The 24552-nt window shown below is 59.9% G+C and carries 21 protein-coding genes; 9 read left to right on the top strand and 12 right to left on the bottom strand.

Going from position 1 to position 24552, the window contains the following annotated elements; translation table 11 throughout:
- From ACR0MS_RS01055 to ACR0MS_RS01045, 3 genes are all read right to left on the bottom strand, one after another.
- On the bottom strand, window positions 1–975 hold the full coding sequence (locus ACR0MS_RS01055; protein WP_480568009.1) for a 2-dehydropantoate 2-reductase: 975 nt from the start codon (window positions 973–975) through the stop codon (window positions 1–3).
- 67 nt (window positions 976–1042) lie between these two features.
- Window positions 1043–2005: a pirin family protein gene (locus ACR0MS_RS01050; RefSeq protein WP_480568007.1), complete on the bottom strand. Its 963-nt coding sequence runs from the start codon at window positions 2003–2005 to the stop codon at window positions 1043–1045.
- A gap of 118 nt (window positions 2006–2123) precedes the next feature.
- Window positions 2124–2969, bottom strand: coding sequence for a phytanoyl-CoA dioxygenase family protein (locus ACR0MS_RS01045; protein WP_480568005.1), 846 nt, complete (start codon window positions 2967–2969; stop codon window positions 2124–2126).
- Between the two features lie 180 nt (window positions 2970–3149).
- Between ACR0MS_RS01045 and ACR0MS_RS01040 the strand changes: the two genes are divergently transcribed.
- Both ACR0MS_RS01040 and ACR0MS_RS01035 read left to right on the top strand, forming a co-directional pair.
- Window positions 3150–3629 (top strand): twin-arginine translocation pathway signal, encoded by a 480-nt coding sequence (locus ACR0MS_RS01040; RefSeq protein ID WP_480568003.1) that lies wholly within the window; start codon window positions 3150–3152, stop codon window positions 3627–3629.
- Between the two features lie 3 nt (window positions 3630–3632).
- Window positions 3633–4229: a ferric reductase-like transmembrane domain-containing protein gene (locus ACR0MS_RS01035; RefSeq protein WP_480568001.1), complete on the top strand. Its 597-nt coding sequence runs from the start codon at window positions 3633–3635 to the stop codon at window positions 4227–4229.
- On the opposite strand, the gene argF is transcribed toward ACR0MS_RS01035, so the two are convergent.
- Both argF and ACR0MS_RS01025 read right to left on the bottom strand, forming a co-directional pair.
- Window positions 4226–5152, bottom strand: a complete 927-nt coding sequence (gene argF, locus ACR0MS_RS01030) for an ornithine carbamoyltransferase (protein WP_480567999.1) — start codon at window positions 5150–5152, stop codon at window positions 4226–4228. The genes ACR0MS_RS01035 and argF overlap by 4 nt on opposite strands.
- A 75-nt stretch (window positions 5153–5227) precedes the next feature.
- Entirely contained in the window at window positions 5228–6415 is a 1188-nt protein-coding gene (locus ACR0MS_RS01025; protein WP_480567997.1) for an acetylornithine transaminase, read from the bottom strand.
- Window positions 6416–6709: 294 nt separating this feature from the next.
- On the opposite strand from ACR0MS_RS01025, the gene ACR0MS_RS01020 reads away from it, so the two are divergent.
- From ACR0MS_RS01020 to ACR0MS_RS01010, 3 genes are all read left to right on the top strand, one after another.
- Window positions 6710–7633 (top strand): DMT family transporter, encoded by a 924-nt coding sequence (locus ACR0MS_RS01020; protein ID WP_480568589.1) that lies wholly within the window; start codon window positions 6710–6712, stop codon window positions 7631–7633.
- Window positions 7634–7703: 70 nt separating this feature from the next.
- Window positions 7704–8279: a GcrA family cell cycle regulator gene (locus tag ACR0MS_RS01015; RefSeq protein WP_170377923.1), complete on the top strand. Its 576-nt coding sequence runs from the start codon at window positions 7704–7706 to the stop codon at window positions 8277–8279.
- Between the two features lie 283 nt (window positions 8280–8562).
- Window positions 8563–9252, top strand: coding sequence for a hypothetical protein (locus tag ACR0MS_RS01010; RefSeq protein ID WP_480567995.1), 690 nt, complete (start codon window positions 8563–8565; stop codon window positions 9250–9252).
- 147 nt (window positions 9253–9399) lie between these two features.
- On the opposite strand, the gene ACR0MS_RS01005 is transcribed toward ACR0MS_RS01010, so the two are convergent.
- Together ACR0MS_RS01005 and ACR0MS_RS01000 are read right to left on the bottom strand one after the other, a co-directional pair.
- Window positions 9400–10476, bottom strand: a complete 1077-nt coding sequence (locus tag ACR0MS_RS01005) for a DUF2235 domain-containing protein (protein ID WP_480567993.1) — start codon at window positions 10474–10476, stop codon at window positions 9400–9402.
- A complete protein-coding gene (locus ACR0MS_RS01000) occupies window positions 10454–12745 on the bottom strand; it encodes a xanthine dehydrogenase family protein molybdopterin-binding subunit (RefSeq protein WP_480567991.1) in 2292 nt (763 codons plus the stop codon). The genes ACR0MS_RS01005 and ACR0MS_RS01000 overlap by 23 nt, the downstream gene beginning before the upstream one ends.
- A 134-nt stretch (window positions 12746–12879) precedes the next feature.
- On the opposite strand from ACR0MS_RS01000, the gene ACR0MS_RS00995 reads away from it, so the two are divergent.
- The 3 genes from ACR0MS_RS00995 (at window position 12880) to ACR0MS_RS00985 (ending at window position 17716) form a co-directional block, all read left to right on the top strand.
- The gene (locus ACR0MS_RS00995; RefSeq protein ID WP_480567989.1) at window positions 12880–16059 is read left to right on the top strand and encodes a valine--tRNA ligase; all 3180 of its coding nucleotides are present in this window, start codon (window positions 12880–12882) and stop codon (window positions 16057–16059) included.
- A 128-nt stretch (window positions 16060–16187) separates the two neighbouring features.
- Window positions 16188–17351: a benzoate/H(+) symporter BenE family transporter gene (locus ACR0MS_RS00990; protein WP_480567987.1), complete on the top strand. Its 1164-nt coding sequence runs from the start codon at window positions 16188–16190 to the stop codon at window positions 17349–17351.
- A gap of 32 nt (window positions 17352–17383) precedes the next feature.
- The gene (locus tag ACR0MS_RS00985; protein ID WP_480567985.1) at window positions 17384–17716 is read left to right on the top strand and encodes a DnaJ family domain-containing protein; all 333 of its coding nucleotides are present in this window, start codon (window positions 17384–17386) and stop codon (window positions 17714–17716) included.
- Here ACR0MS_RS00985 and ACR0MS_RS00980 read toward each other — a convergent pair whose 3' ends face one another.
- Both ACR0MS_RS00980 and ACR0MS_RS00975 read right to left on the bottom strand, forming a co-directional pair.
- Window positions 17717–18499 (bottom strand): crotonase/enoyl-CoA hydratase family protein, encoded by a 783-nt coding sequence (locus tag ACR0MS_RS00980; RefSeq protein WP_480567983.1) that lies wholly within the window; start codon window positions 18497–18499, stop codon window positions 17717–17719. It lies immediately after the preceding gene.
- Between the two features lie 58 nt (window positions 18500–18557).
- Window positions 18558–19634 (bottom strand): SMP-30/gluconolactonase/LRE family protein, encoded by a 1077-nt coding sequence (locus ACR0MS_RS00975; RefSeq protein ID WP_480567981.1) that lies wholly within the window; start codon window positions 19632–19634, stop codon window positions 18558–18560.
- 94 nt (window positions 19635–19728) lie between these two features.
- On the opposite strand from ACR0MS_RS00975, the gene ACR0MS_RS00970 reads away from it, so the two are divergent.
- Window positions 19729–20838: a pyridoxal phosphate-dependent aminotransferase gene (locus tag ACR0MS_RS00970; protein ID WP_480567979.1), complete on the top strand. Its 1110-nt coding sequence runs from the start codon at window positions 19729–19731 to the stop codon at window positions 20836–20838.
- Between the two features lie 29 nt (window positions 20839–20867).
- On the opposite strand, the gene ACR0MS_RS00965 is transcribed toward ACR0MS_RS00970, so the two are convergent.
- From ACR0MS_RS00965 to edd, 3 genes are read right to left on the bottom strand one after another with little or no spacing between them, the layout of a single operon-like run.
- Entirely contained in the window at window positions 20868–22058 is a 1191-nt protein-coding gene (locus tag ACR0MS_RS00965; protein ID WP_480567977.1) for a pyridoxal-phosphate-dependent aminotransferase family protein, read from the bottom strand.
- Window positions 22059–22108: 50 nt separating this feature from the next.
- A complete protein-coding gene (locus tag ACR0MS_RS00960) occupies window positions 22109–22741 on the bottom strand; it encodes a bifunctional 4-hydroxy-2-oxoglutarate aldolase/2-dehydro-3-deoxy-phosphogluconate aldolase (protein WP_480567975.1) in 633 nt (210 codons plus the stop codon).
- A 3-nt stretch (window positions 22742–22744) separates the two neighbouring features.
- On the bottom strand, window positions 22745–24550 hold the full coding sequence (edd, locus tag ACR0MS_RS00955; RefSeq protein ID WP_480567973.1) for a phosphogluconate dehydratase: 1806 nt from the start codon (window positions 24548–24550) through the stop codon (window positions 22745–22747).
- Window positions 24551–24552: the final 2 nt, after the last annotated feature.

Here is a 24552-nt window from a genome sequence, read left to right as displayed (position 1 = left end):
CTAGGACGCGATCCGGTCAGGACTCATGGCCGTTTCCGGTTTCTGTTCGATCAAGGCCCGCACCCGTCTGCAGATTGGTGTTGGGACACCGCTGACCTCACCCAGCCGAATAATCTCACCCTGCAGGCTGTCGATTTCCGTCGTTCGTCCGGCCAGCAGATCATAGGCCATGGATGTCCGCGCCGAGGGGTCAATGCTGACCATCCGGGCCGCAATTCTTGAAAACAAGGGCGTCGGCAAACGTAAAATATGAGGTGTCATCCAGGCTGGCAACGGCGTGGTCGAGGCGACAGGATGTCCGCTCGCCTTCAAAACAGCCAGCGCCTCGGTCATTTGATCGGCCATCAGGCGACGCCAGCTTCGATCCAGAAGTTGCTGTTTCAGCGTCAGCCCGGAAAGTGCGTTCAGGGCATTGTTGAGATTGATAACCAGTTTACCCCACTGAACGGCGTCAATGTCGTCGCTCTCGACCACGGGCATGTCACTGCTGCTCAGACGCCGCCCCAACGCACCCGGACCACTTTGGATTACGATCTCGCCGGATGTGGCGCGGTGGAAACTGCCGGCACCGGAGGGGACGACGTTGAACGGCACCATCCCAGCCCGCACGTCATAATCCGGCAAGGCGGCACGCAGGGTTCGGACGTTTTCCATCCCGTTTTGCCACGACAGAACCGGGGCCGCTTTAGGCGCATGTTTCGCAATCTGCGCCGCCATATCTGCCGTTGCGCCGGTTTTGACGGTCACGATCACCAGATCCGCGTTTTCCATCCCATCTGCCGTTTGGGTCAGGGTCAGTTTCGCGGCGGGCACGCGACGATTCAGGTCCGCGAAATCGGTAACCGTCAGCCCCTGCGCACGGATTGGATCAAGAACATAAGCGCGCCCCAACAAGGTCACGTCATGTCCGGCATCCGCCAATAAAGCCCCGCAGTAACACCCAATACTGCCCGCGCCCGCAATCACGATTTTCATGGCATCCTCCGTCTCGGCGCAAGGATTGCCGGGATTCAGAACGCGGACAAGACCCCTTGACGTTCGGTCAGCGCGCCAACCGAGGGCGGGTACGCGCCAGTTCTTCCGAGATAGGAATGAAGTCCTGATCATCTCCGGGCGGCAGGTGAAAAGCCCCGTTTGCCCAGTCAGCCGTTTTCCACTCGAGGGTCGCTTCCTCAATCTTTTCTTTCGAGGACGACACGAAATTCCACCATATATACCGGTCCTCATTCAGCGTCGCGCCCCCCAGAAGCATCAAGCGCGCACCCGTCGGCCCGGCCTTGACGGACAGGCGATCACCGGGACGGAAGACCATCATCCGGCCTTGCTCGAACGCGTCACCCGCAATCTCGACAGAGCCTTGGGTTATGTAGACACCACGATCCTCATGATCATCTGGCAAGGGAAACGAGGCACCCGGATCCAACTGAACATCGAGGTAAAACGTCTCGGACAGCATCGTAACGGGGCTGGTCTCACCATAGGCCGAGCCGAGGATCAATCTGGCGCTGACGCCATTGTCCTGGATATGAGGCAGCGCGCCCTGTTTGTGATGTTCAAAATCGGGCGCCATGTCCTCATGCGCTTCGGGCAGCGCGATCCAGGTCTGGATTCCGAACAAGCTGTGCCTTTTGCCACGCGTTTCTTCGCTGGTTCGTTCGGAATGGGTCACTCCGCGGCCTGCAACCATCCAATTGACCTCACCGGGATAGATCATCTGATGGGTGCCAAGGCTGTCGCGATGCTCAAATTCACCCTGATACAGATAGGTGACGGTTCCCAAACCGATATGGGGATGTGGGCGCACATCAATGCCACCGTCCGTGATGAATTCGGCCGGGCCCATCTGATCAAAGAAGATAAACGGCCCGACAAGCTGCCGTTTGACCGACGGCAGCGCACGCCGTACTTCGAACCCTCCCAGATCGCGAGCGCGTGGTATGATCAGCGTTTCAAGTGCCGAATTCTCGGATACACATTCTGGGTTGTGTGTAGGGTTCCAGCTCATTCCTGCACCTCCTGTCATCACAGAATTTTTCGTTCATTAATGCAGGATATAGGGCGATATTTACGGAATAAACTTGCAAAATTGCACATATTTCGTGCGGAACTTTCCCGACCTATCCTTATTCGCCGGTGGGTCGCGGCCAAAGCCGGGGAAAGAACGCGCCGTCTAGCCGATCACCATCGCGATACCCTGCCGCTTCGAATTGCGCGCGTTCTTCCTTGGCCCAGTCCCCTCGATACCGAATAACCCCGTCCGGGGCTGTCATCCGCAGCGTAAACCGCCGCACCGTTTCTGTCGGCGTGACGGACGAAAGCCCCCCGTGCAGGGTTCGCATATCGAAAAAGATACAATCCCCAAGCTCCATATCCCATTGCAGCAGGTCAAAGGCATCGGGATTTGCATTGACGTCTGGTGGCGGGTGATAGGTAAGGCCGGCCACCTCGGTCGGTTCATAACTGGGATGCCCATCCGCGAAACGCACCCGCATGAACAGCTTGTCCCACAAATGCGACCCTTTCACAAAGGCGATGCCATTCTGCTTGCTCACTGGTTCCAAAGGAAGCCACAGGACACACATCGTTCCCTCGAAATCGAAATAGGACAGGTCCTGATGAAATGGAGGGCGCGACATCGACCCGGCTTCACGTAGAAACCAGTTATCCATGACCAGATTGATTGACGGCGCGCCCATCAGTTGCGCCGCAAGCGGGGCGCAGGGCGAGTTGAATACGAAATCCGTAAATTGTGGGATTTTGTTCCACGCCCAAAAATCTTCGAAGTACCCCGGCGCATCCGGGTCTTTCGTGTGGCGGGTAAAATTTCCGGTAGGTGCTGTCAGGTCAGCGTCGATCCCGTCGCGCAGTGTCTGCAGCCAAGACGCAGAGAATTTTGAACGTAAGACGACTGCTCCGTCCCGCTGGAACGCTGCGATGTCTGCGGCTGAAACGTGCTCGGACTGGGTCATGGGCGAGGGCCTTCCGACAGAAGGGGCGTGTACAAAGGATCGCACCCGGCGGGCGGGCCGTCAAAACAATTCACAATTCCCTCTGTTGGCTCGAAATATCGTTTGTTCGTGCTAGTCTGTCATGGCAGCGGCGCCCGGCGGAATGCGGGCACACGAAATGGCTTTGAAAGCGAGGGGCCCATGACCCGTGTTTCACTCACTCGACGCTCTTTAATTGCTGCAGGCGGAGCTGTATTAACATCCGGCCTGCTGTTACCCGCCCGCGCCAATGGCCTTGCTCCCACCCCGTCAATGCGGGGAGGGGCCAACAATTATCGGCCCGGCGCACCGATTGTGCAGCGCATTGGCGACGGCGGGTTCTGGATGTCTGGAACAGTCCGGCGCGCGGGGGACGGTGCCCCCCTGCCCGGTCAACGTATTCAGGTCTGGGCTCATACCACCGAAGGGCATGAGCGCGACCCCCACAGCCACGGCGGGACCTTGACCGATGAAAAAGGAGAGTTCCGGCTGGAAATGCCCCAAATCGTACCCGCCTTTGGTCAGCCGCACGGCCACCTGGCCTATGATAGCGGTGAATTCGAAACCGTGTTCCTGCGTCCGGTTATGGCAAGCGCAAGGGATAAGACCTTGGCCGCTCATTTCGTATTGCAACCTGCCTGACACGTGACGCGATCCGTTGCAGTCTGGACCACGCTAACGGTTGTCTTGCTGGTCCCCATCCTTGCGGCCGCAACGAGCCCCTATCTGGCGTGGCGAAGCCCCGTTTACATCGCGGCTGGGTTTGCCGGGATAATCAGCCTGAGTTTGCTATTGCTTCAACCAATGCTGGCAGGCCGGTGGCTGCCTGGGCTGTCATCCATGCAAAGCCGCCGATGGCACCGAAGATGCGGCCTTGCCCTGGTGGGAGCCCTTGTCATTCACGTGGCCGGATTGTGGATCACCAGCCCCCCTGACATGTTAGATGCCCTGCTGTTTGTATCACCCACCCCGTTTTCAGCGTGGGGCGTCGCGGCAATGTGGGCTGTTTTCGCCGCAGCCCTTCTGGGTTTGCTGCGGCAGCGCCTACATCTTCGGTTTCGCGTCTGGAGACTTGGGCACGCGGGGTTGGCTACCATCACGATCACCGGCAGCGTTGTTCATGCCATGCTGATCGAAGGCACGATGGAAGTTATGTCCAAGACCGCGCTTTGCCTTCTGATCTTGGTGGCGAGCGTGCGGACGCTCGCCAAGCTTCGAGTATGGGACATACGCAGGCGTTAAACGCCCAGGCACCAGCGCATGACCGCCTTTTGCGCATGCAGACGGTTTTCCGCCTCGTCGAAGATAACCGAGTTCGGACCATCCATGACCTCGGATGTTGCCTCTTCTTCGCGGTGTGCTGGCAGGCAGTGCATGAACAGCGCGTCTGGCTTTGCGTGCGACATCAACTCTTCATTGACCTGATAGGGCCGCAGCAGGTTGTGGCGCCGTTCCTTGGCCGATTGGGAATCGTGCATCGAAACCCAGGTATCGGCTACCACGAGGTCCGCGCCCTCGACCGCCTTGAACGGGTCGCGCTCGACCACGATTTGCGATCCCTTCTGACGCGCAAACCCCATGAACTCTTCTTCCGGGTCGAACTGCGCGGGGCCGGTGAAGGTCAGGTTGAATCCAAACTGACCGGCCGCGTGCAGGAACGAAGCACAGACGTTGTTGCCATCGCCGGTCCAGACCACTTTTTTGCCCGCAATGGGGCCACGGTGTTCCTCAAACGTCAGAACATCGGCCATGATCTGACAGGGATGGGTGCGGTCGGTCAGGCCGTTGATCACGGGCACGTCCGAGTATTCCGCCATCTCGGTCAGGATGGTTTCATCGAACGTCCGGATCATGATCAAGTCGACATAGCGCGACAGGACACGGGCCGTGTCAGCGATCGTCTCGCCATGGCCAAGCTGCATGTCTTTGCCGGACAGCAGCATTGTCTCACCGCCCATCTGACGCACGCCGACGTCAAAAGACACCCGCGTTCGGGTCGAGGGCTTTTCAAAGATCAGCGCAACCATGCGACCAGCCAGCGGTTGGTCGTCATCATGGGCGGCTTTGGGCCGCCCGAGACGGGCCTGCTTCATCGCACTGGCCTGATCAATCATGTTCCGCAGGTCGGCGGCGTCGGTTTTGTGGATATCAAGGAAGTGGTTCATATCTTGTCGCTTTTGTTTGGCGGCGGGTAGGGGCCAGCCCCCACACCCCCGAAGTATTTCTGAACAGAAGAAGGATCAGGCGGTGGTCAGATTGGCCTGGACCTGTTGCGCGGCTTTCTCCAGGCGGATAACGGCCTGCGCGATGTCGTCCTCGGTCAGGGTCAGCGGCGGCAGCAGGCGGATCACGTTTTCGGCGGCGGGGACGGTGATGACTTCGTTGTCATACCCCGCATTGACGACGTCGATATTGGTCGGCTTGCATTTCAGACCCAACATCAAGCCGGTGCCGCGCACCTCTTCGAACACATCGGGGTGGTCGGCGATCAAGCCTTCCAGCTTTTGTCGCAGCAAGCCCGCCTTGCGGTTTACACCTTCCAGAAACGCGGGCGTCGCAATCTGGTCGATCACGGCGCAGCCCACGGCACAGCCCAGGGGGTTGCCGCCATAGGTGGAACCATGTGTTCCCGCTGTCATACCGCTGGCCGCGTTTTCGGTGGCCAGAACTGCGCCAAGCGGGAACCCGCCGCCGATGCCCTTGGCAACCATCATGATGTCCGGGGTAATCCCGGCCCATTCATGCGCGAACAGTTTCCCGGTCCGGCCAACACCGCATTGAACTTCGTCCAAAATCAAGAGAAGGCCGTTGTCGTCGCAGATCTGGCGCAACGCCTTTAGATCGGCGTCGGGAACCGGGCGAATGCCGCCCTCGCCCTGAACCGGTTCGATCAGGATCGCGGCGGTCTTCTCGGTGATGGCATGTGTGACGCCGTCGAGATCGCCAAAGGCGACATGCACAAAACCGGGGAGCAGCGGGCCGAACCCTTTGGTCATTTTCTCAGACCCTGCCGCTGCGATCCCGGCCGAGGACCGGCCGTGGAACGAGCCGTCAAACGTGATGATCTCGACCCGCTCTGGCTGATCCTTGTCATAGAAATACTTGCGCGCCATTTTCACGGCCAACTCGCAGGATTCGGTGCCGGAATTGGTGAAAAATACCGTGTCGGCAAAGGTATGCTCGACCAGCTTGTCGGCCAGCGCCTGCTGCTGCGGGATGTGATAGAGGTTCGAGACATGCCATAGCGCATGCGCCTGCTCGGTCAGCGCGTTCACCAGCGCCGGATGAGCGTGGCCCAATGCGTTGACCGCGATCCCGGCGCCGAGGTCCAGAAAACGTCGGCCATCCGCCTCGGTCAGCCAGGCACCTTCGCCTTTCACGAATGTCAGAGGCGCGCGGTTATAGGTCGGCAGAACGGACGGGATCATCGGATCATCCTTTTCGATAAATTGAGCCTCGTGAGTGATACACGAAGGCCATGTTAGTCAACTGATTTGGTGGGAAGTGCGCTGATTCTCTGCGCACACAGGATCAAACGGGCCGATTACGCAGCAATGCGTCGGCGTCGGAGTCGCAGGATATGTGCGTGTTTGATCATGGCGGGTCGTATAGCCGTACGCGACTCATCTGAAAACCCCGAATTGTCCGGGACAGTCTGATTTCCTTCAGGAGCCGCACATTTGCCGCTTGCCATTTGCCCCGCACTGGCGCACCGCTGGCATATGACACCTACGCGCCAGAACCCGCCGCTTGCGGCCCTGTTGATCCTTGGGGCAAGCGCCTTGCTTGCTGGAACCACCCTGCTGGCCAAGGCGTTGGGAACAGATGTGCTGGGCCCGGCTCTGCACCCGTTGCAGATCAGCCATGGCCGTTTTCTGTTCGCATTTCTGGTGATCGTCAGCGCGGTGGCCATTCTGCGCCCCCGCCTTGGCCGCCCGCACTGGGGCCTTCACGTGGGACGAACCAGCTTCGGATGGCTGGGCATCACGTTGATGTTCGCCTCGGTTGCCTTCATCCCGATCGCCGACGCGACCGCAATTTCCTTTTTGAACCCGGTCTTTGCCATGGTTCTGGCCATCCCCTTGCTGAAAGAGGGCGTTGGCCCATGGCGGTGGCTGGCCGCCGCGGTCGCTCTGGCCGGGGCGCTTGTTCTGCTGCGCCCAACACCTGAAAGCTTCCAGCCCGCGGCGCTTCTGGCTCTGACTGCTGCCGCCGTGATCGGGATGGAGCTGATCTTCATCAAGAAACTCGCTGGCCGCGAAATCCCGATTCAGATCCTTTTGATCAATAATGCAATGGGGCTGACCATCGCCTCGGTCGCGGTGAGTTTTGTGTATCAGTGGCCCACCCCCCAGCAATGGGCGGCGCTGGCGGGGATCGGCCTGCTGATGGCCTGCGCGCAGGCGTGCTTTGTGAACGGAATGGCGCGCGCTGATGCGTCTTTTGTGGCGCCCATCAGCTATGCCACGCTGGTCTTTGCCGCGTTTTACGACTTTGCCGTATTCGGCGTGATCCCGGATGGGATCAGCATGATCGGCTCTGCGATCATCCTGACCGGGGGGCTGATTCTGGTCTGGCGCGAAGCGCGGCACCGTCACACAGCGACTGATTCGAGAACCGCTTGTAACTCGGCACACAGTGATTAAAATAGGGACCGAGACGATTTCCCAAGGCGGCCCGAATCCGGGGCCGCTTTCCGCTTTTGAAAGGCAAATGATGTCCTGGACTGACGAGCGTGTAGAGCTGCTGAAAAAGATGTGGGGCGAGGGCCAATCGGCCAGCCAGATCGCCAAGGAACTGGGCGGCGTGACCCGCAACGCGGTGATCGGCAAGGTCCACCGTCTGGGCCTGTCGAACCGCGCAACCGGCGCGACCCCGGCCAAGGCCGAGCCCAAGGAAAAACCGGCACCAGCACCAAAGGCCGAGGCCAAGCCCAAACCCGCGCCCAAGACCGAACCCGCGCGTCCTGCGCCTGCTCCGGCGGCCGAAGCCAAGCCTGCCGTGCCCGCCCGCCGTCAGATCATCCCGGCCGGGCAGCCCCTGCCGCCGCAGCCTTCGGCCAATGAGATCAGCCCTGAGGCGCTGGCCAAGGTCAACGAGGTCGAGAAAAAGGCAAAGAAACTGACGCTGATGGAACTGACCGAGAAAACCTGCAAATGGCCCGTCGGCGACCCCGCGACCGAGGATTTCTGGTTCTGCGGCCTGCCGGTTGAGGCAGGCAAGCCCTATTGCGAAGCGCATGTGGGCGTGGCGTTCCAGCCGATGAGCTCGCGCCGCGACCGGCGGCGGTGATTGCGGACACCAGTAACTAAATCAGTATAGTAGAACGTGAAAAGGGTTCAGGCGTTTCGCCACACCTCTTACCGGATGCGTTGCACAGTGAAGAACAACGCAAGGCGTAACGCGCTCTTACAAAGAACACGCCCTCGCTGAATGCTGCGAGGGTGTTTTTGATCGGAGCGTCGGCAGTGCGGACAAAGCCGCCATTGCCGATCCAATTTCAATGGGTTCATTTTGATCGAAACTCCCTCTGTGTTACGTTGCCGATAAAACAAAATTCCTTTTAGGAGGTTTAATGTTTCGCATCGCCCTAATCATGGCTCTTTTGTTTGGAGTATTTGCTTCTACGGCCGATGCAAATCCGCTGGATAAGTGGCGCATCTCTTGTGGAGTGGACAAAGGTTCGATAACAAAAAAAGGTCGAACGTGGACGTTCAAGACAAGCAGAAACTATTGTCCCGGTGGTATTTTTAATCAACGCGCTGAAATTTACACCGACAAGGTTTCAGCTAATCATAAGGGGGCCTACCTCTTTGCTAGTCGTGTATCTATGACAGGCAAAAAGGGCCAGAAATTTGGTCTTTTTCAAATTCATGACGGCAGGCGTGGTTGCGCACCACCGCTAAAAATTGATGTTACAAAATCAGGACATTTCGCACTAGTTAGTGACATAAAAACTGGACCGGGAGAATCCTGTGTACGCGGTAAGTTGTCCGCTACAAGGTCTCCTGATCGCTTTGTTCTGGATGGTAAAGAGCGGGAATTAAAGGTGTTGATAATATTTGATGGCAAAGGAAACTTCGACGCTACGATTTGGCTGGATGACAGAGTTCAAGCAACTGGGCGCTATGAGTTCTCTAAGAGTGCTGGAGCATTTCAGCCTGAAAAGTACTTTTTCAAGCACGGCGTCTATTCTCAATACCCATTTCGCTACGAAATGGTTTCCCGAGATGTACGAGTTAAGCGAGTACGAGTTTCCAAGTAGCTCCAATACAGTCTTCGGAAACTGATGCCTTCACCGGCTCCTTGGTGCTCTGGGTCGCTATTGAGGCGTAACGCAGCACGGTCTTTTGGTCTCAAACCTGACATTGAAGTTTCGGTGATCTTAAAGCCACTGGCACATGACAGCCGCTCACTGCGCCGGATGCGACGGCAAATCCGGCATCGGCACCCAGCCGGGCAGTTCATCCGGCGAGACCGAGACGTGCAACCGCTCGGACCGGTCACGCCCCACCTTCCGATGTTTGCGCAGCAGGAAAATCTTGCCCCAGCCGCGCCATGTTCCCACCGAGCGCGCGTGTGTGTCGGTGGGGAACCGCTCACGCCAGCCTTCGGGCAGGGGTAAGCCGTGCATCTCGGCCTTGTCCAGCATCCAGATCAAAGAGATGTTGCTGAGCGGACGGGCCTCTTCGAACCCGTTCAACTGCCCCCCGACGTCCCCGTGCGTGCCCCGGAACCAGACCTGCTCGACGTGACCTTTGAACTCGGGGGTACATTTCCATAAGACCGGTTCGAACACTTCGCGCGTCTCGTCCAGCGCCATGGCGTGATAGCCGTGGCGGGTGGCGGGGCCAAGCTGGTGGTTGTGGAAGGCGTGGCGTTCCTCGGCCCAGCGCCACAGAAGCGGCAGGCGCAGGCCCAGCGCCTTGACGGTATCCCAGACGCCGACCATCTCGATCGCCACATCCTCGTGACAAAACTGTTTGCGGAAAGCGCCTGCAGCGGCACCATTGGCGTTGCACTCGTAATGGCGGTAGGCTTGCTTGATATTCCGCTCGGTCGCGTGCTCGGCCTTGAGCAGACCGATCAGGTCGATCACCCCCGCAAGGCTGCGCACCCCGTAAGCCCCGCGCGAATAGCCGATGAAATAGATACGGTCGCCGGGTTTGTAACGCGACGCAAGATAGCCATAGGCGCGCCTGATCTGGCGGTTGATCCCCCGCCCCATCATCACGTCCAGCGAGGACTTCCAGCTTTCCCACTGCACGCCGGATTCGTAGAAAACCGAGACCTTGCTGCCCATCTCACAGCACAGGCGCAGGGTCTGGCCCGCGTGGGTTTCCCTGCCCGGTTCCAGCGTCGACATTGTGCCGTCGAGGATAATCACATGGCTGATCGGTTCGCGATGGCGTGTCTCGGCCGAGTGCTCGGACCGCAGAGGCCGTCCGAGCCATCCCAGTACCTTTCTACTCAGCCGCGACAGAACCATGCGTCAGCAATTCCCATACTCTGTTGGGTGTGAAAGGCATATCCGCCTGCCGCACCCCATGTTCCCAGAGCGCGTCCTGCACTGCGTTTGCAACAGCAGCCAGCGCGCCCACCGTCCCGGCCTCACCGCATCCCTTCATCCCCATCGGGTTTGAAGTTGACGGAACCGGCGCCGAGGTAAACTTAATCATGGGTATCTCGGCGGCACGCGGCAAGGCATAGTCCATCAACGAAGCCGTGAGCAGTTGCCCTTGCGCATCATGCACAACACGCTCGGTCAGCGCCTGTCCAATGCCCTGGACGACGCCACCATGCACCTGTCCTTCGGCCAGCATCGGGTTGATAAGGTTACCAAAATCATCAACCACTGTATAGCGGTCAACCCTGGTTTCTCCGGTGTAAGAATCAATAACGATTTCGGCAATATGCGCGCCATTGGGATAACTGCGCGCATCTAGGTTGGCGCGGGCGTGATGTTGCAGCAGATCGGTACGGCCATCGGCACGCGCCATGTCAGCGGCTTCGGTCAACGTAGGCGTAAGGTTCGACCCCGGTGCGCGGAAGGTTTCGTGATCGAAACGCACATCGCTTTCCTCCACCCCCATCTTGTCCGCCAGATAGGGCGTGAATGCGGCGATCATGACGTCGATTGTGGCCAGCGTCGCCGTGCTTTGCACCGTCACGGACCGAGATCCGCCGGTGCCTCCCCCATGCGGCAGTTGATCGCTGTCACCCTGAACAACATTGATCCGGTCCACCGGAATCCCGGTCTGATCGGACAGGAAATGGGCATAAACCGTCTCATGCCCCTGCCCGTTGGATTGAGTGCCGACATAGAGGTTCACCGTGCCGTCGGCGCAGAACTCGACTTTCGCGTTCTCAGAGGGGTCCCCCAGGATACTTTCGATATAGTAGCAAAGGCCCTGCCCTCGGATCAGGCCGCGTTCGGCATCGGCGGCTTTGCGGGCGACGAACCCACCAGTCTGACTGGCGGTGCGCGACAGGATCATGTCGAAATCACCGACATCATAAGTCTCGCCGGTCGCGGTTTTGTAAGGGAACGCCTCGGGTCGGATGAAGTTCTTGCGGCGCAGCTCCCACGGGTCTACGCCCAACTCGCGCGCGGCGCGATCCATAACCCGCTCAAGGACATAGATCGCCTCGGGCCGCCCGGCCCCGCGATAGGCATCGACCTGTGTGGTGTTTGTGAAAAACCCCTCGACCCGCAGATAGGTTGTCTGGACGTCATAGACACCCATCAGCACTTTGCTAAACAGGCTTGTCTGGATCGCCTGCCCGAAATGGCTGTTATAGGCGCCCAGATTGACCTTGCTGTGGACACGGTAGGCCGTAATCCGGTGGTCGGCGTCAAAAGCCAACTCTGCAAGCGAAGTCAGATCGCGGCCGTGGTGATCGGACAGCATGGCCTCGGACCGGTCAGACATCCAATGAACCGGTTTGCCCAGCTTCATCGCAGCCACGGCGGTGCAGAAATATTCGGGGTATGGCATTACCTTCATGCCGAACCCGCCCCCTACATCCGGGGTGGTGACGCGGATTGCCTCGGGCTCCAACCGCAGCTTTTCGGCCAGTTGCGCGCGCATCGCCCAGACGCCCTGCCCACCATAGGCAACATGCAGGCGGCCATCGACCCAGTTGGCCTGACAGCCGCGCGGCTCGATCGAGGTTATGATGACCCTGTTGTCAGCCACATTCAGTGAAACCCGATGCGCCGCAGCGTGAAACGCGGCCTCGGTCGCCGCCTCATCACCCAACCCCCAGTCAAAGGCGCGATTGTCGGGGGCGTCTTGGTGCACGACTTCTCCACCCGCATCTACGTCCAGCTTTGCTGGCAATTCGTCGATCTCGGCCCAGATCATCTCGGCTGCGTCGCGGGCCTGTGATGGGGTATCGGCGATGACAAGCGCGATCGGCTCGCCGACAAAGCGCACACGGTCGCTGGCCAGCATATGGCGCTCCGGCGCGGCGGCTTTCGATCCGTCCCGATTGTCCACGATTGCGGCATTCATCACGGTGTCGATCCCTGCGGCTTTCAGATCGTCCAACGTCATCACCAGACGCACCCCATCCGCCGACCGTGCCTCTTCGAGATCCAGACCGGATATCACCCCATGCGCCACCTGAGAGCGCAAGAAAACCGCATGCAGCGCGCCTTCGGGCACCACATCATCCATGTAATACCCCTGTCCGGTCAGAAATCGCTGATCCTCGGTCCGTTTGACGGGCTGACTCTTACCGAACTTTTCCATGGACCGCTCCTGCCGCTGCTCTCATGCGCGACACTAGCCTGCGAGGGGCCGATGTCCATAGGGGGCCTTCCCCTTGGCGCATGCATTCGCTATTGCAGGCGCTGACCCAAGATTGATGACGCAGGACGCACCCCATGGCGATGGAAAAGACATTCAACGCGGCCGAGGCCGAGGCCCGTATCTATAAAACCTGGGAAGAGGCCGGAGCCTTCAAAGCAGGTGCGAACAAATCGCGTGATGAAAGCTTTACCATCATGATCCCGCCGCCCAACGTGACGGGCGCGCTGCATGTGGGCCATGCGTTCAACAACACGCTGCAGGATATCCTGACCCGCTGGCACCGGATGCGCGGCTTCGACACGCTGTGGCAGCCCGGTCAGGACCACGCGGGCATCGCCACCCAGATGCAGGTGGAAAAGATGCTGGCCGCCACTGGCCAACCCGGTCGCCGCGAACTGGGGCGCGAGGCATTTCTGGACAAGGTCTGGGAATGGAAAGGCGAATACGGCGGTACCATCATTGAGCAGCTCAAGCGTTTGGGGTCCAGCTGCGACTGGTCGCGCAACGCCTTCACCATGGCGGGCGCACCGCGCGATCCGCGCACCGGCCACGAAAACTCTGCCAACTTCCACGACGCGGTCATCAAGGTTTTCGTCGATATGTACGAAAAGGGCCTGATCTATCGCGGCAAGCGGCTGGTCAACTGGGACCCGCATTTCGAGACCGCGATCTCGGATCTTGAGGTCGAGAATATCGAAACGCCCGGCCACATGTGGCACTTCAAATACCCGCTGGCGGGGGGCGAGACCTATACTTATGTCGAAAAGGACGAGGACGGGAATGTCGTGCTTGAGGAAGAGCGCGATTACATTTCCATCGCCACCACGCGCCCGGAAACCATGCTGGGCGACGGCGCGGTTGCGGTTCATCCCTCGGATGAGCGTTATGCGCCAATCGTCGGGAAACTCTGCGAAATTCCGGTTGGCCCGAAAGAGCATCGCCGCCAGATTCCGATCATCACCGATGAATATCCCGATCCCGATTTCGGCTCGGGCGCGGTGAAGATCACCGGTGCGCATGACTTCAACGACAACATGGTCGCCAAGCGCGGCGGCATTCCGATGTATCGCCTGATGGACACCAAGGGCGCGATGCGGGCCGATGGTGCGCCTTACGCAGAAGAAGCGGACAAGGCGCAGGAATACGCGCGCGGCAAAGCGTTCACCGAGAACGAGATCGACGCGATCAACCTGATCCCCGATCACCTGCGCGGGCTCGATCGGTTCGAGGCGCGCGCGAAGGTGGTCGAGGAAATCACCGACGACGGTCTCGCCGTGATGTGCAGCCCGGATGATCCGCGTCTGGGTAGCCGGGCTGAAGCCCGGCCTACAGAAGACGAAGACGGTAGGTCGGGCTTCAGCCCGGCACTCGTCCCGCTGGTTGAAAGCAAGCCGATCATGCAGCCCTTCGGCGACCGCTCGAAGGTGGTGATCGAGCCGATGTTCACCGACCAGTGGTTTGTAGATGCCGAAAAGGTCGTCGGCCCCGCGCTGGACGCGGTCAAAGACGGCACGGTCAAGATCATTCCCGAGTCGGGCGAGAAAACCTATTACCACTGGCTGGAAAACATCGAGCCCTGGTGCATCTCGCGCCAGCTGTGGTGGGGGCATCAGATTCCGGTTTGGTATGATAACCTTGGGAACTCGTTTTGTGCGGAAAGCGCATGGGAAGCGGCAAAGCTAGCTATCGCATTCCACAAGAAGCGGTTGCCTGATGCTGAGCTAATGTTCACGGTTGTTGAAGACCCGAAGAAGATTAGCGAATTGGACAGCGAACGCCTGAATGACCTAGGTTTCTATAAATTCGATGAAAAAACGACTATCGACTTCGATCCAATCGATGATGAAACGGGCATCGACATAGATGGTCGCGAAAGGGCGAGACCCTTTGGGGACAGTCCCGAAAATACAAAATTCTTTGGCACTACGCTCTACCGCGACCCCGACGTCCTTGACACCTGGTTCTCCTCCGGCCTCTGGCCCATCGGCACGCTGGGCTGGCCCGAAAAGACCGAGGAACTGGAACGCTACTTCCCCACGGACGTTCTGATCACCGGTGCGGATATCCTGTTCTTCTGGGTCGCCCGGATGATGATGATGCAACTGGCCGTGGTGAACGAAATTCCGTTCCACACCGTCTACCTGCACCAGCTCGTCCGTGACGAGAAGGGCAAGAAGATGTCCAAGACCACCGGCAACGTCATCGACCCGCTGGAAATCGTGGACGAGTTCGGCGCCGACGCTTTGCGCTTTACCAACGCGTCGATGGCGGCGATTGGCGGCGTGCTGAAACTGTCCCGCGAACGCATCACCGGCTATCGCAACTTCGGCACCAAGCTATGGAACGCCGTCCGCTTTGCCGAGATGAACGAGGTCTTTACCGACGCCGTTCCGCAACTGGACGTCGCCGACCTAAAGCCCAAAGCGGCCGTTAACCGCTGGATCATCGGCGAAACCGCCCGCGTGCGGGAAGAGGTTGACGCGGCGCTGGAAAGCTATCGCTTCAACGATGCGGCCAACGGGCTTTACGCCTTTGTCTGGGGCAAGGTCTGCGACTGGTACGTGGAACTGTCGAAACCGCTGCTGCAAGGCGATGACGCCGAGGCGCAGGCCGAGACCCGCGCCACCATGCGCTGGGTTCTGGATCAGTGCATGGTCCTGCTGCACCCGATCATGCCGTTCATCACAGAGGAACTTTGGGGTTTGACCGGCACCCGCGCGAAAATGGTCGTCCACGCCGACTGGCCCACCTACGGCACCGAACTGGTCGATGCCGACGCGGACCGCGAGATGAACTGGGTAATCTCGGTCATCGAAAATACCCGCTCGGCCCGCGCGCAGATGCGGGTTCCGGCAGGGCTCTATGTGCCGATGCTGGTGACGGATATCGACGCGAATGGCCAAGCCGCATGGGACCGCAACGAGGCGCTGATTAAGCGATTGGCACGGATTGACAGCCTGACCAAGGCCGATGAGTTGCCCAAAGGCACCATCTCGATCGCCGCCCCCGGCGCGTCCTTTGGCCTGCCCCTGGCGGATATCATCGACATCGGTACCGAAAAGGAACGGCTGGAGAAGGCAAAGGGCAAACTGGCCAAGGAACTGGGCGGTCTGCGCGGGCGACTGAACAACCCCAAATTCGTGGCTTCGGCCCCCGAAGAGGTGGTTGAGGAAGCCAAAGCCAACCTCGCCGCCCGTGAAGAGGAAGAGGCCAAGCTGAACGAGGCACTGGCCCGTCTGTCCGAGATCGCCTGATCCGTCTTCCCGTCCCAACACTCTAACCCCGCCCCTGCCGGCGGGGTTTTTCTTTTGCGCAACTGGGGGGTTGCCGCCCCACCCTCGCGCTTGTTAGCACGGATCGAGGCAACCCCACCGAGGCTCAAATGACGCGTGCAGCCCCACCCATCCAAACCGTCTCGACCGGGCTGGTTGTGGCCATAGTCGGCTTTTTCAGCTCATTTCCTATCGTCCTTCAGGGTTTGACCGCGATGGGAGCGTCACCGGCCCAAGCAGCCTCGGGGTTGATGATGGCGGCCATTGCCATGGGGCTGACGGCCATCGGTCTAAGCCTGCGCTACCTTCAACCCATCAGCGTCGCATGGTCCACACCCGGAGCGGCCTTGCTTGCCGTATCCGCCACGCCAATAGCGGGTTTCTCGGACGCCGTGGGCGCGTTTTTATGCGCAGGTGCGTTGACGATCCTTGCCGGGCTGTGGAAGCCACTGGGCCGTCTGGCTGCGGCGATCCCGACAACGCTGGCACAGGCGATGTTGGGCGGCGTCTTGTTGCCGCTTTGCATTCTGCCCTTCAAAGCCGCCGTAGAGCTGCCGTGGCAGGCCCTTCCCGTGATCCTGACATGGTTTGTCGCCGGGCGGTTCAACCGGCTGTTCGCAGTTCCCGCCGCCGTCATCGCGGCAGCTATTGTGGTCGCTCTCAGCGCAAAGGATGCCTCGGTCGCGCCTGCGCAGGTCATGGCCTCTCCGGTCTGGACGTGGCCCACATTCTCAGTGGGCTCCGTTATCGGTATCGGACTTCCGCTGTTCATTGTCACCATGGCCACACAGAACATTCCCGGCGTTGCCGTGATGCGCAGCTTTGGTTACCAGCCTGTATCAGGGCGCCTGTTTTCGGCCGTCGGCGGCGCGAGTGTCCTGTCCGCGTCATTCGGTGCGCCAGCAACCTGCCTTGCCGCGATTACTGCAGCGATGTGTTCGAACGAAGACAGCCATCCCGACCCAGATCAACGCTATTGGTCTGCTGTGATGGCCGGTGTGTTTTATTGCGTGTTCGGCGTGTTTGCCGTCGCAATCACAGGGTTTGCCGTGCATGCCGATCCGTTGCTGATGGGTACGCTGACCGGCGTCGCCCTGATAGGTGTGATGGCCAATGCAACCTTTGCAGCGCTCGAAGTGCCAGCCGAACGCGAAGCCGCAATCCTGACCTTTGCAATCACGGCCTCGGGCATATCCGTCTTTGGGCTGGGCGCAGCGGTTTGGGGCCTTTTGGCAGGCGGCGTCGCCTATTTGATAACAAACCGAACGCGCTAGCCGCCCGGCTTGGCACGGTGTAGGATAAAGACATGTTTGGATCGCTGGGAAAACTCATCGAGCGCCAGATCAAAAAGGCGCAAGCCGAAGGACAGTTGCAGGGGCTTGAAGGCGAAAGCCGCCCCCTGCCTGATCGCTCGTCCGAAGCGCAAAGCGACCCGGCAATCGCTGCCGGGCACAGGATCATGGCTCAGGCCGGGGTGCTGCCCGAAGAGTTTACGATCAAGAAAGAATTGGACGCAGCGCGCCGGGACTACGCCACTCTGACCGATCCGCAGGCGCGCAAGCGAGCAATGGCCCGCATCGCTGATCTTGAAATGCGGTACAACATGGCACGGGATGCGCGGCGCGCCTTTATGCGCTAGCTATTTGAACACCGGCTTGCGGCCCTGCATCTGGGCGGCAATAACTTCCATCTGCTCAGGTTTACCGATCAATTCCACCTGTTCTGCCGTCTCTGCTACCAGCACCTCTGCGCGGGGCTGCGTTTCCGCCAGATCAATCAGGCGTTTGGCCGCCCGAATAGCCGACGGGCTGCGACCGGCGATGTCTTCTGCCAACGCAAGTGCCTCTGTCAGCGGATCATCTGACAGTTTGGTCACCAGACCCCACTCTGCCGCCTGCGCTGCACCAATGGGGCGCGCAGTATAGGTCAACAGGCGCAACACATCCGTTCGCACCAGCTTGGGCAGCAAGACCATCCCACCCATGTCGGGAATGATGCCCCACTTCATCTCCATGACCGAAAGCTTGCTGTCGGGCTGCGCGATCCGCATGTCGGCCCCCAAAGCAATCTGCAACCCGCCGCCGAACGCCACACCCTGAATGGCACAAATCACGGGCACGGGAATACGCCGCCAGATCAAGGCAAGCTCCTGCAGCTCATTGGCGTCTTCATGGGTCCGAGGGGTCAGCCATTCACCAACATTCATCGTGGCCATCTTCGCAAAGCTGGCCAGATCAAGCCCGGCACAAAAGCTTTTCCCTTCGCCCGACAGCACGACCGCACGCGCGTCCGAGGCGGCGACCTCCTGCCCTGCGGACAAGATTGCCTTGATCATCGCGTCATCCAGCGCGTTCATCTTGTCGCCACGCGTCAGGGTGACGTGGGCTATGTGATCTTTGTATTCGACGGACACACGCGACATGTGAACCTCCCTATTCCAATTTCGGCAAAGATGCCTGCAACACCCGCAAAGTTCCAGATCAACGTAGGGGCAATTCTTCGATGGCTGCTCGCCCAAACCACGGGGAATCCAGCGTCATGACATAGAACTGATCCCCGACAACCCTGCCACCGGTCGTAATCCCTAGCCGACCCTGCGGGTCCTGCAGGTCTTGTAGGATATTTCCCTCGCCATCGAACTGGATCAGCATACCGCGATGTATCGGTGCGGGCCGCACCATTGGACCCAGCCGCCAGATCACCTCGCGCAGGAACGGGTAAGGCATCAGGGCCTCGGTCGGTACCCGTGGGCTGGCGAAGGCCATCCAATAGGTGCCGTCACCCTGTGACTCGATATTGTCCGGATACCCCGGAAGGTTTTCCATCAGAATTTCTCGCTCGCCCGCCTTTGGGCCGGTCAGCCACAGCTTATGGACCCGCGCACGTCCGGTTTCGGCAATCAGCAGAAAATCTTCGTCCGGAGACAGCGCCACCCCGTTCGTATAGACAAACCCCTCGGTCACTTTCTCGGTGCTACCGTCGGGAGTGTACTTGGCCACATACCCGGTATCCGATTGCTCCCAGATCGTCAGCACGGATGTCGGTTTCGTGCCGCCCATCGTCTCAGGGTCGAAACGGTCGGACGAATTCGAGAAATAAACCGTTCCATCCCGCGCCACATCCAATTGGTTGGCGTAAATTACAGGCTTTCCGTCAACTTCAGCGGCCAGCAGTTCCAACGAACCGGGGCCATTCCACCGCATAAGCCCTCGAAAACTGTCAGCGATATACAGCGCACCGTCCGGACCGGCCTTGATGCCAAGGGGACGCCCTCTAAGTTGGTCGACCTCGACAGGGGCTTCGCCGTCAATGCGGAGCAGTACCCCGGACATTGTGGTCGTATAGGCCGTTCCGTCCGGCAAGACGGCAATGTCCTCGGGTCCCAGCTCACCCTCTGGCAGCGTAATCAGTTCAAGCTGGTCCAGCGCGTTGTTCTCTGCGAACTCTCCGGTGAACTCAGGTGCTTTTGGTGGTTCCCACGCGACTGGCTCAACCTCGACCGGCCAAAAAACCAGATAGGCAAGCCCGATCAGGATCAGCCCTAACAAAATGCGCATCTGCACCCCTCCCTCGATACTTCGGCGCAGGGTGGGCGGCAATTGCGCGCAACACAAGGTTGCTCGCCAAGTGACCTTACGTTTATCTGCCATTATGACTGACCCACGCTATACCCCGCTTGCCCTGTCCCTGCCCGCAACCGTGCCATTCGTCGGCCCCGAAACACAGGAGCGCCAGCGCGGTGCCCCTTTCAATGCCCGGCTCGGCGCAAACGAAAGCGTTTTTGGTCCCTCGCCACGCGCGATCGAGGCCATGGCAAACACCGAAATCTGGATGTACGGCGACCCCGAAAACCATGACCTGCGCCACGCATTGGCCGAACACCACGGCGTAGGCGCAGACAATATCGTCGTGGGGGAAGGGATTGACGGGCTATTGGGCTACCTCGTCCGTCTTCTGATCGCACCCGGAGATGCCGTTGTCACCTCGGACGGTGCCTATCCAACTTTCAATTACCACGTGGCAGGGTTCGGAGGTGTGCTGCACACTGTTCCCTACCGCGACGATCACGAAGATCCATCGGCCCTGTTTGCTCTGGCGGCAGAAATGGGTGCCAAGCTGGTCTATCTGGCCAATCCCGACAACCCGATGGGAAGCTGGCATTCCGGCAAGGACATCGTCGCGGCGCTGGACGACTTGCCCGACGGGTGCCTGCTGGTTTTGGATGAGGCTTACGTGGAATGCGCGCCCGAAGGGACCGAAGCCCCGGTCGCGGCCGATGATCCCCGCGTTATCCGGATGCGCACGTTTTCAAAAGCTTATGGAATGGCCGGTGCGCGCGTCGGATACGCAATTGGCGCGCCCGGATTGATTTCGGCGTTCAACAAGGTGCGGAACCATTTCGGCATGAACCGCGCGGCACAAGCTGGCGCGCTGGCGGCACTGCAAGACGACGCCTGGCTAAAACGGATCCAGAACAAGATCGCTGAAGCCCGAACCCAGATCGGACAGATCGCAAAAGAGAATGGCCTGACCCCCCTGCCGTCGGCCACGAATTTCGTCGCCATTGATTGTGGGCGGGACGGAGCCTTTGCCAAAGCGATTCTGGAATCTCTGGTCGGACAAGGTGTGTTCGTCCGCATGCCCTTCGCCGATCCCCAGAACAGGTGCATTCGGGTGAGTTGCGGCAAGGCGTCCGATCTGGATGCCTTTTCCGCAGCTCTGCCAAAGGCACTTGAGGCCGCCAACGCGCAAGTCGGATGAACTAGCGCGAATATGCTCGGCGGTTCGCGTTACGAAGCCAACGCAGCCGCTGCAGCTTCCAATGCGCCAGCGCCGCGCGGGATATCGAGTGCGGCCAGCGCGGTTTCGACCCCGCCCAGCATCGCCATGACCATCTGCGCATTCACATGCCCCATGTGACCAAGGCGGAAACAGCCGTCCCAGTCCTCCATCCCGAGGCCGACGCCCAAGGTGAGGCCCAGTTGGGTTTCCGTATATTCCCGAAGGGCCGTGCCCCGACCGTCGGTCAGCCGCAAGGCAGTCACGGCACGGCTGCGGTCTTGGCGATCTGCGACGTTCAAATGCAAAGCACCGCCCTCGGCCCAGGTTTCACAGGCCGTCCAAATGGCTGTGGCAAGTCGTTCATGACGCGCCCAGACCTGTTCGATCCCCTCGGCGTGAATGATATCCAAGGCTGTGCGCAGACCATATAGGTGATGGGTCGGAGCCGTCCCGTTGAAATACTGGTAGAACAGGTCCGGATGCGTCCGCGGACCCCAATCCCAATATTGCGAAACCCGGGGCATACTGGCGCGCTTGGCCTGCGCTTTGTCGTTAAAAAAGACAAACCCTACGCCTGCGGGGGTCATCAGCCCCTTTTGACAGGCGGTGACCATGACATCGACACCCCAGGCATCCATTTCGAACCGGTCGCATCCCAACGAGGCGATGCAATCCGCCATCAAAAGCGCGGGATGGTTCAAGTCGTCCAGCAACGCCCGAAGCGCTGGAATGTCGTTCCGGATCGAGCTTGAGGTATCCACATGCACGGCCAGAACCGCTTTGATTTCATGCGCTTTATCAGCCCGCAACGCGTCACCGATACGCTCGAAGTCCCAGGCAGATGACGCGCCGAAGTCGATCAATTGCGCCGTCGCGCCAATCCCTTCCGCCATTTCCGCCCAGCCATGGGTGAACCGACCCGAAGCCGGTGCCAAAACCCGTTCGCCGGGTGCAATGACGTTCGACAGAGCGGCTTCCCAAGTCCCGTGCCCGTTGGCGATGTAGATGGCAACATCGTGCTCGGTCCGGGCGACGCGACATAGGTCGCGGGTCAGCGCGGGCATCATCTCGATCAACTCGCCATCATAGATATTGGGCGAGGGACGGTGCATCGCCTGCAAAACGGCGTCGGGTATTACCGACGGCCCAGGAATAGCCAAATACTCACGCCCCTGCGCGAGAGAGTTGTGATTTTTCATGGGATCAACCTGTTAGAATTGGCCTCACCCTAACGTGTGGCCGGGCAGCGTCAATCCATCAGCTTGGACGCCTCGCGCGCAAGTGTTTCGATGCCTGCCCAATCCCGATCCAGAACCATCTGCTTTGGCGCAACCCAGCTGCCACCAGCGCAGACGACGTTGGACAATGACAGATAATCGCGGGCGTTCGCAGGCGACACACCTCCGGTCGGACAGAACGTGATTTGCGGCAGCGGCGCACCGATAGCCTTCAATGCAGGCGCGCCGCCTGATGCTTCGGCAGGAAAGAACTTGAGCATGTCATATCCCTGTTCCAGCAAGCGCATCGCCTCGCTTGCCGTGGCCGCGCCGGGCAACAAGGGCAGGTCTTCGGCTTCGCACGCAGCGATCAGAGCGTCGGTCGCGCCGGGAGAGACACCAAATTGTGCACCTGCCTCTTTCGCGGCACGGACATCATCGGGGGTCACCAGTGTCCCAGCCCCTACGACACCGCCCGGCACCTGAGACATTGCGCGGATTGCATCCAGCGCGGCAGGTGTGCGCAGCGTGACCTCAAGTGCGGGAAGGCCACCTGCGACAAGCGCCTCGGCCAGAGGGCGCGCATCTTTGGCATCGTCGATGACCAGCACAGGAACGATTGGGGCAAGCGCACAAATTTCGCGGGTGCGTTGGGTTTTGGACATGAATTAAACTCCGAAAATACTGGCACCAGTGTCGGCCGACCCGACATTCTGGCGGAACGCGCCAAAGAGGTCGCGGCCAACGCCGTGCTGGTTTGCCGAAAGATCTGCGGTTGCCGGGGCGCGATCAAGGACGCCGGGCGTCATGATCTCCAACTCTCCGCTGACCGCATCCACACGCAGGATGTCGCCATCCTGTAAACAGGCGATGGGACCACCATCCAGCGCCTCGGGCACCACATGGATCGCAGCGGGGACTTTGCCCGAAGCCCCGGACATCCGGCCATCAGTCACCAAAGCCACCTTTTGCCCCCTGCCCTGAAGGATCGAAAGCATCGGCGTCAGTGAGTGCAGTTCGGGCATTCCGTTGGCTTTCGGTCCCTGAAAGCGGACAACAACGATGACATCATCCGTGAACTCTCCGGCCTTGAACGCTGCCTTGACCTCCTGCTGGTCGTGGAAGACGCGTACCGGAGCTTCAACCACCTGATGCTCGGGCGCGACGGCTGACACCTTCATGACGGCGGTGCCCAGATTTCCGGTCAGACGCGACAAGCCGCCTGTGGGCTGGAACGGATCCTTGGCCGGGCGCACGATCTTTTCGTTCAAGCTGTGTGTCGTGCCTTCTTCCCAGACCAGTTCGCCATCTTTCAGCTTGGGCTCTTTGGTATAGTTGTGCAGACCCTGACCAGCGACCGTCAGCGTATCGGGATGCAGCAGGCCGTCTTCAAGCAGCGTGCCGATGCAATAGCCAAGCCCCCCCGCGGCATGGAAATGGTTCACATCGGCCAACCCATTCGGATAGACCCGCGCGACCAAGGGGACCACGGCGGAGATGTCCGAGAAATCCTCCCAATCCAGAACGATACCTCCGGCACGCGCCATGGCGATCAGGTGGATCAGCAGGTTCGTGGACCCTCCGGTCGCCATCAAACCGACAATGCCATTCACAAAGGCACGTTCGTCCAGAATTTGGCACACAGGTGTATAGTGATTGCCCAGCGCGCTGAGCGACAGGGCGCGGCGCGACCCTTCCTCGGTCAGTGCATCGCGCAAGGGCGTGTTCGGGTTGATAAAGCTGGAGCCCGGCAGATGCAGGCCCATGAATTCCATCAGCATCTGGTTCGTGTTGGCGGTGCCATAGAATGTACAGGTGCCCGGCCCGTGATAGGCGGCCATTTCCGCCTTCATCAATTCGTCGCGACCGACTTCTCCGGCGGCAAACTGTTGGCGAACCTTGGCTTTTTCGTCGTTCGGCAGGCCACTTGTCATGGGGCCGGCAGGCAGGAAGACCGCTGGTAGATGACCAAACGCCTGCGCACCGATGACCAGACCCGGCACGATCTTGTCGCACACGCCAAGGAACACGGCGGCGTCATACGTGTTGTGGCTCAGCGCAACACCGGTGGCCAGCGCGATCACATCGCGTGAGAACAGCGACAGTTCCATCCCCGCTTCGCCCTGCGTGACACCATCGCACATGGCGGGAACGCCACCCGCGACCTGCGCCGTTCCACCCGCCGCGCGGATCGCATCGCGGATCAGCGCCGGATAGCGTTCGAACGGCTGATGCGCCGAAAGCATGTCATTATAGGCCGTGACAATGCCCAGATTGCCAGCCGTTCCTGTGGCCATGGATTGCTGATCTTCACCTGCCCCGGCATAAGCATGAGCCTGACCGCTGCACGACAGGTGCGCGCGGGCTGGCCCCTTGGATTTGGCGTGCTCCATCCGCTCAAGATGCGGGCCGCGCAGATCGGCGCTGCGCGAGATTATCCGCCGGGTGACGTCGGTGATGACGGAATGTACCATGA

Source organism: Ruegeria sp. CJ2 (genome assembly GCF_056536745.1).
This window is presented reverse-complemented; position numbering and strand designations above follow the sequence as displayed.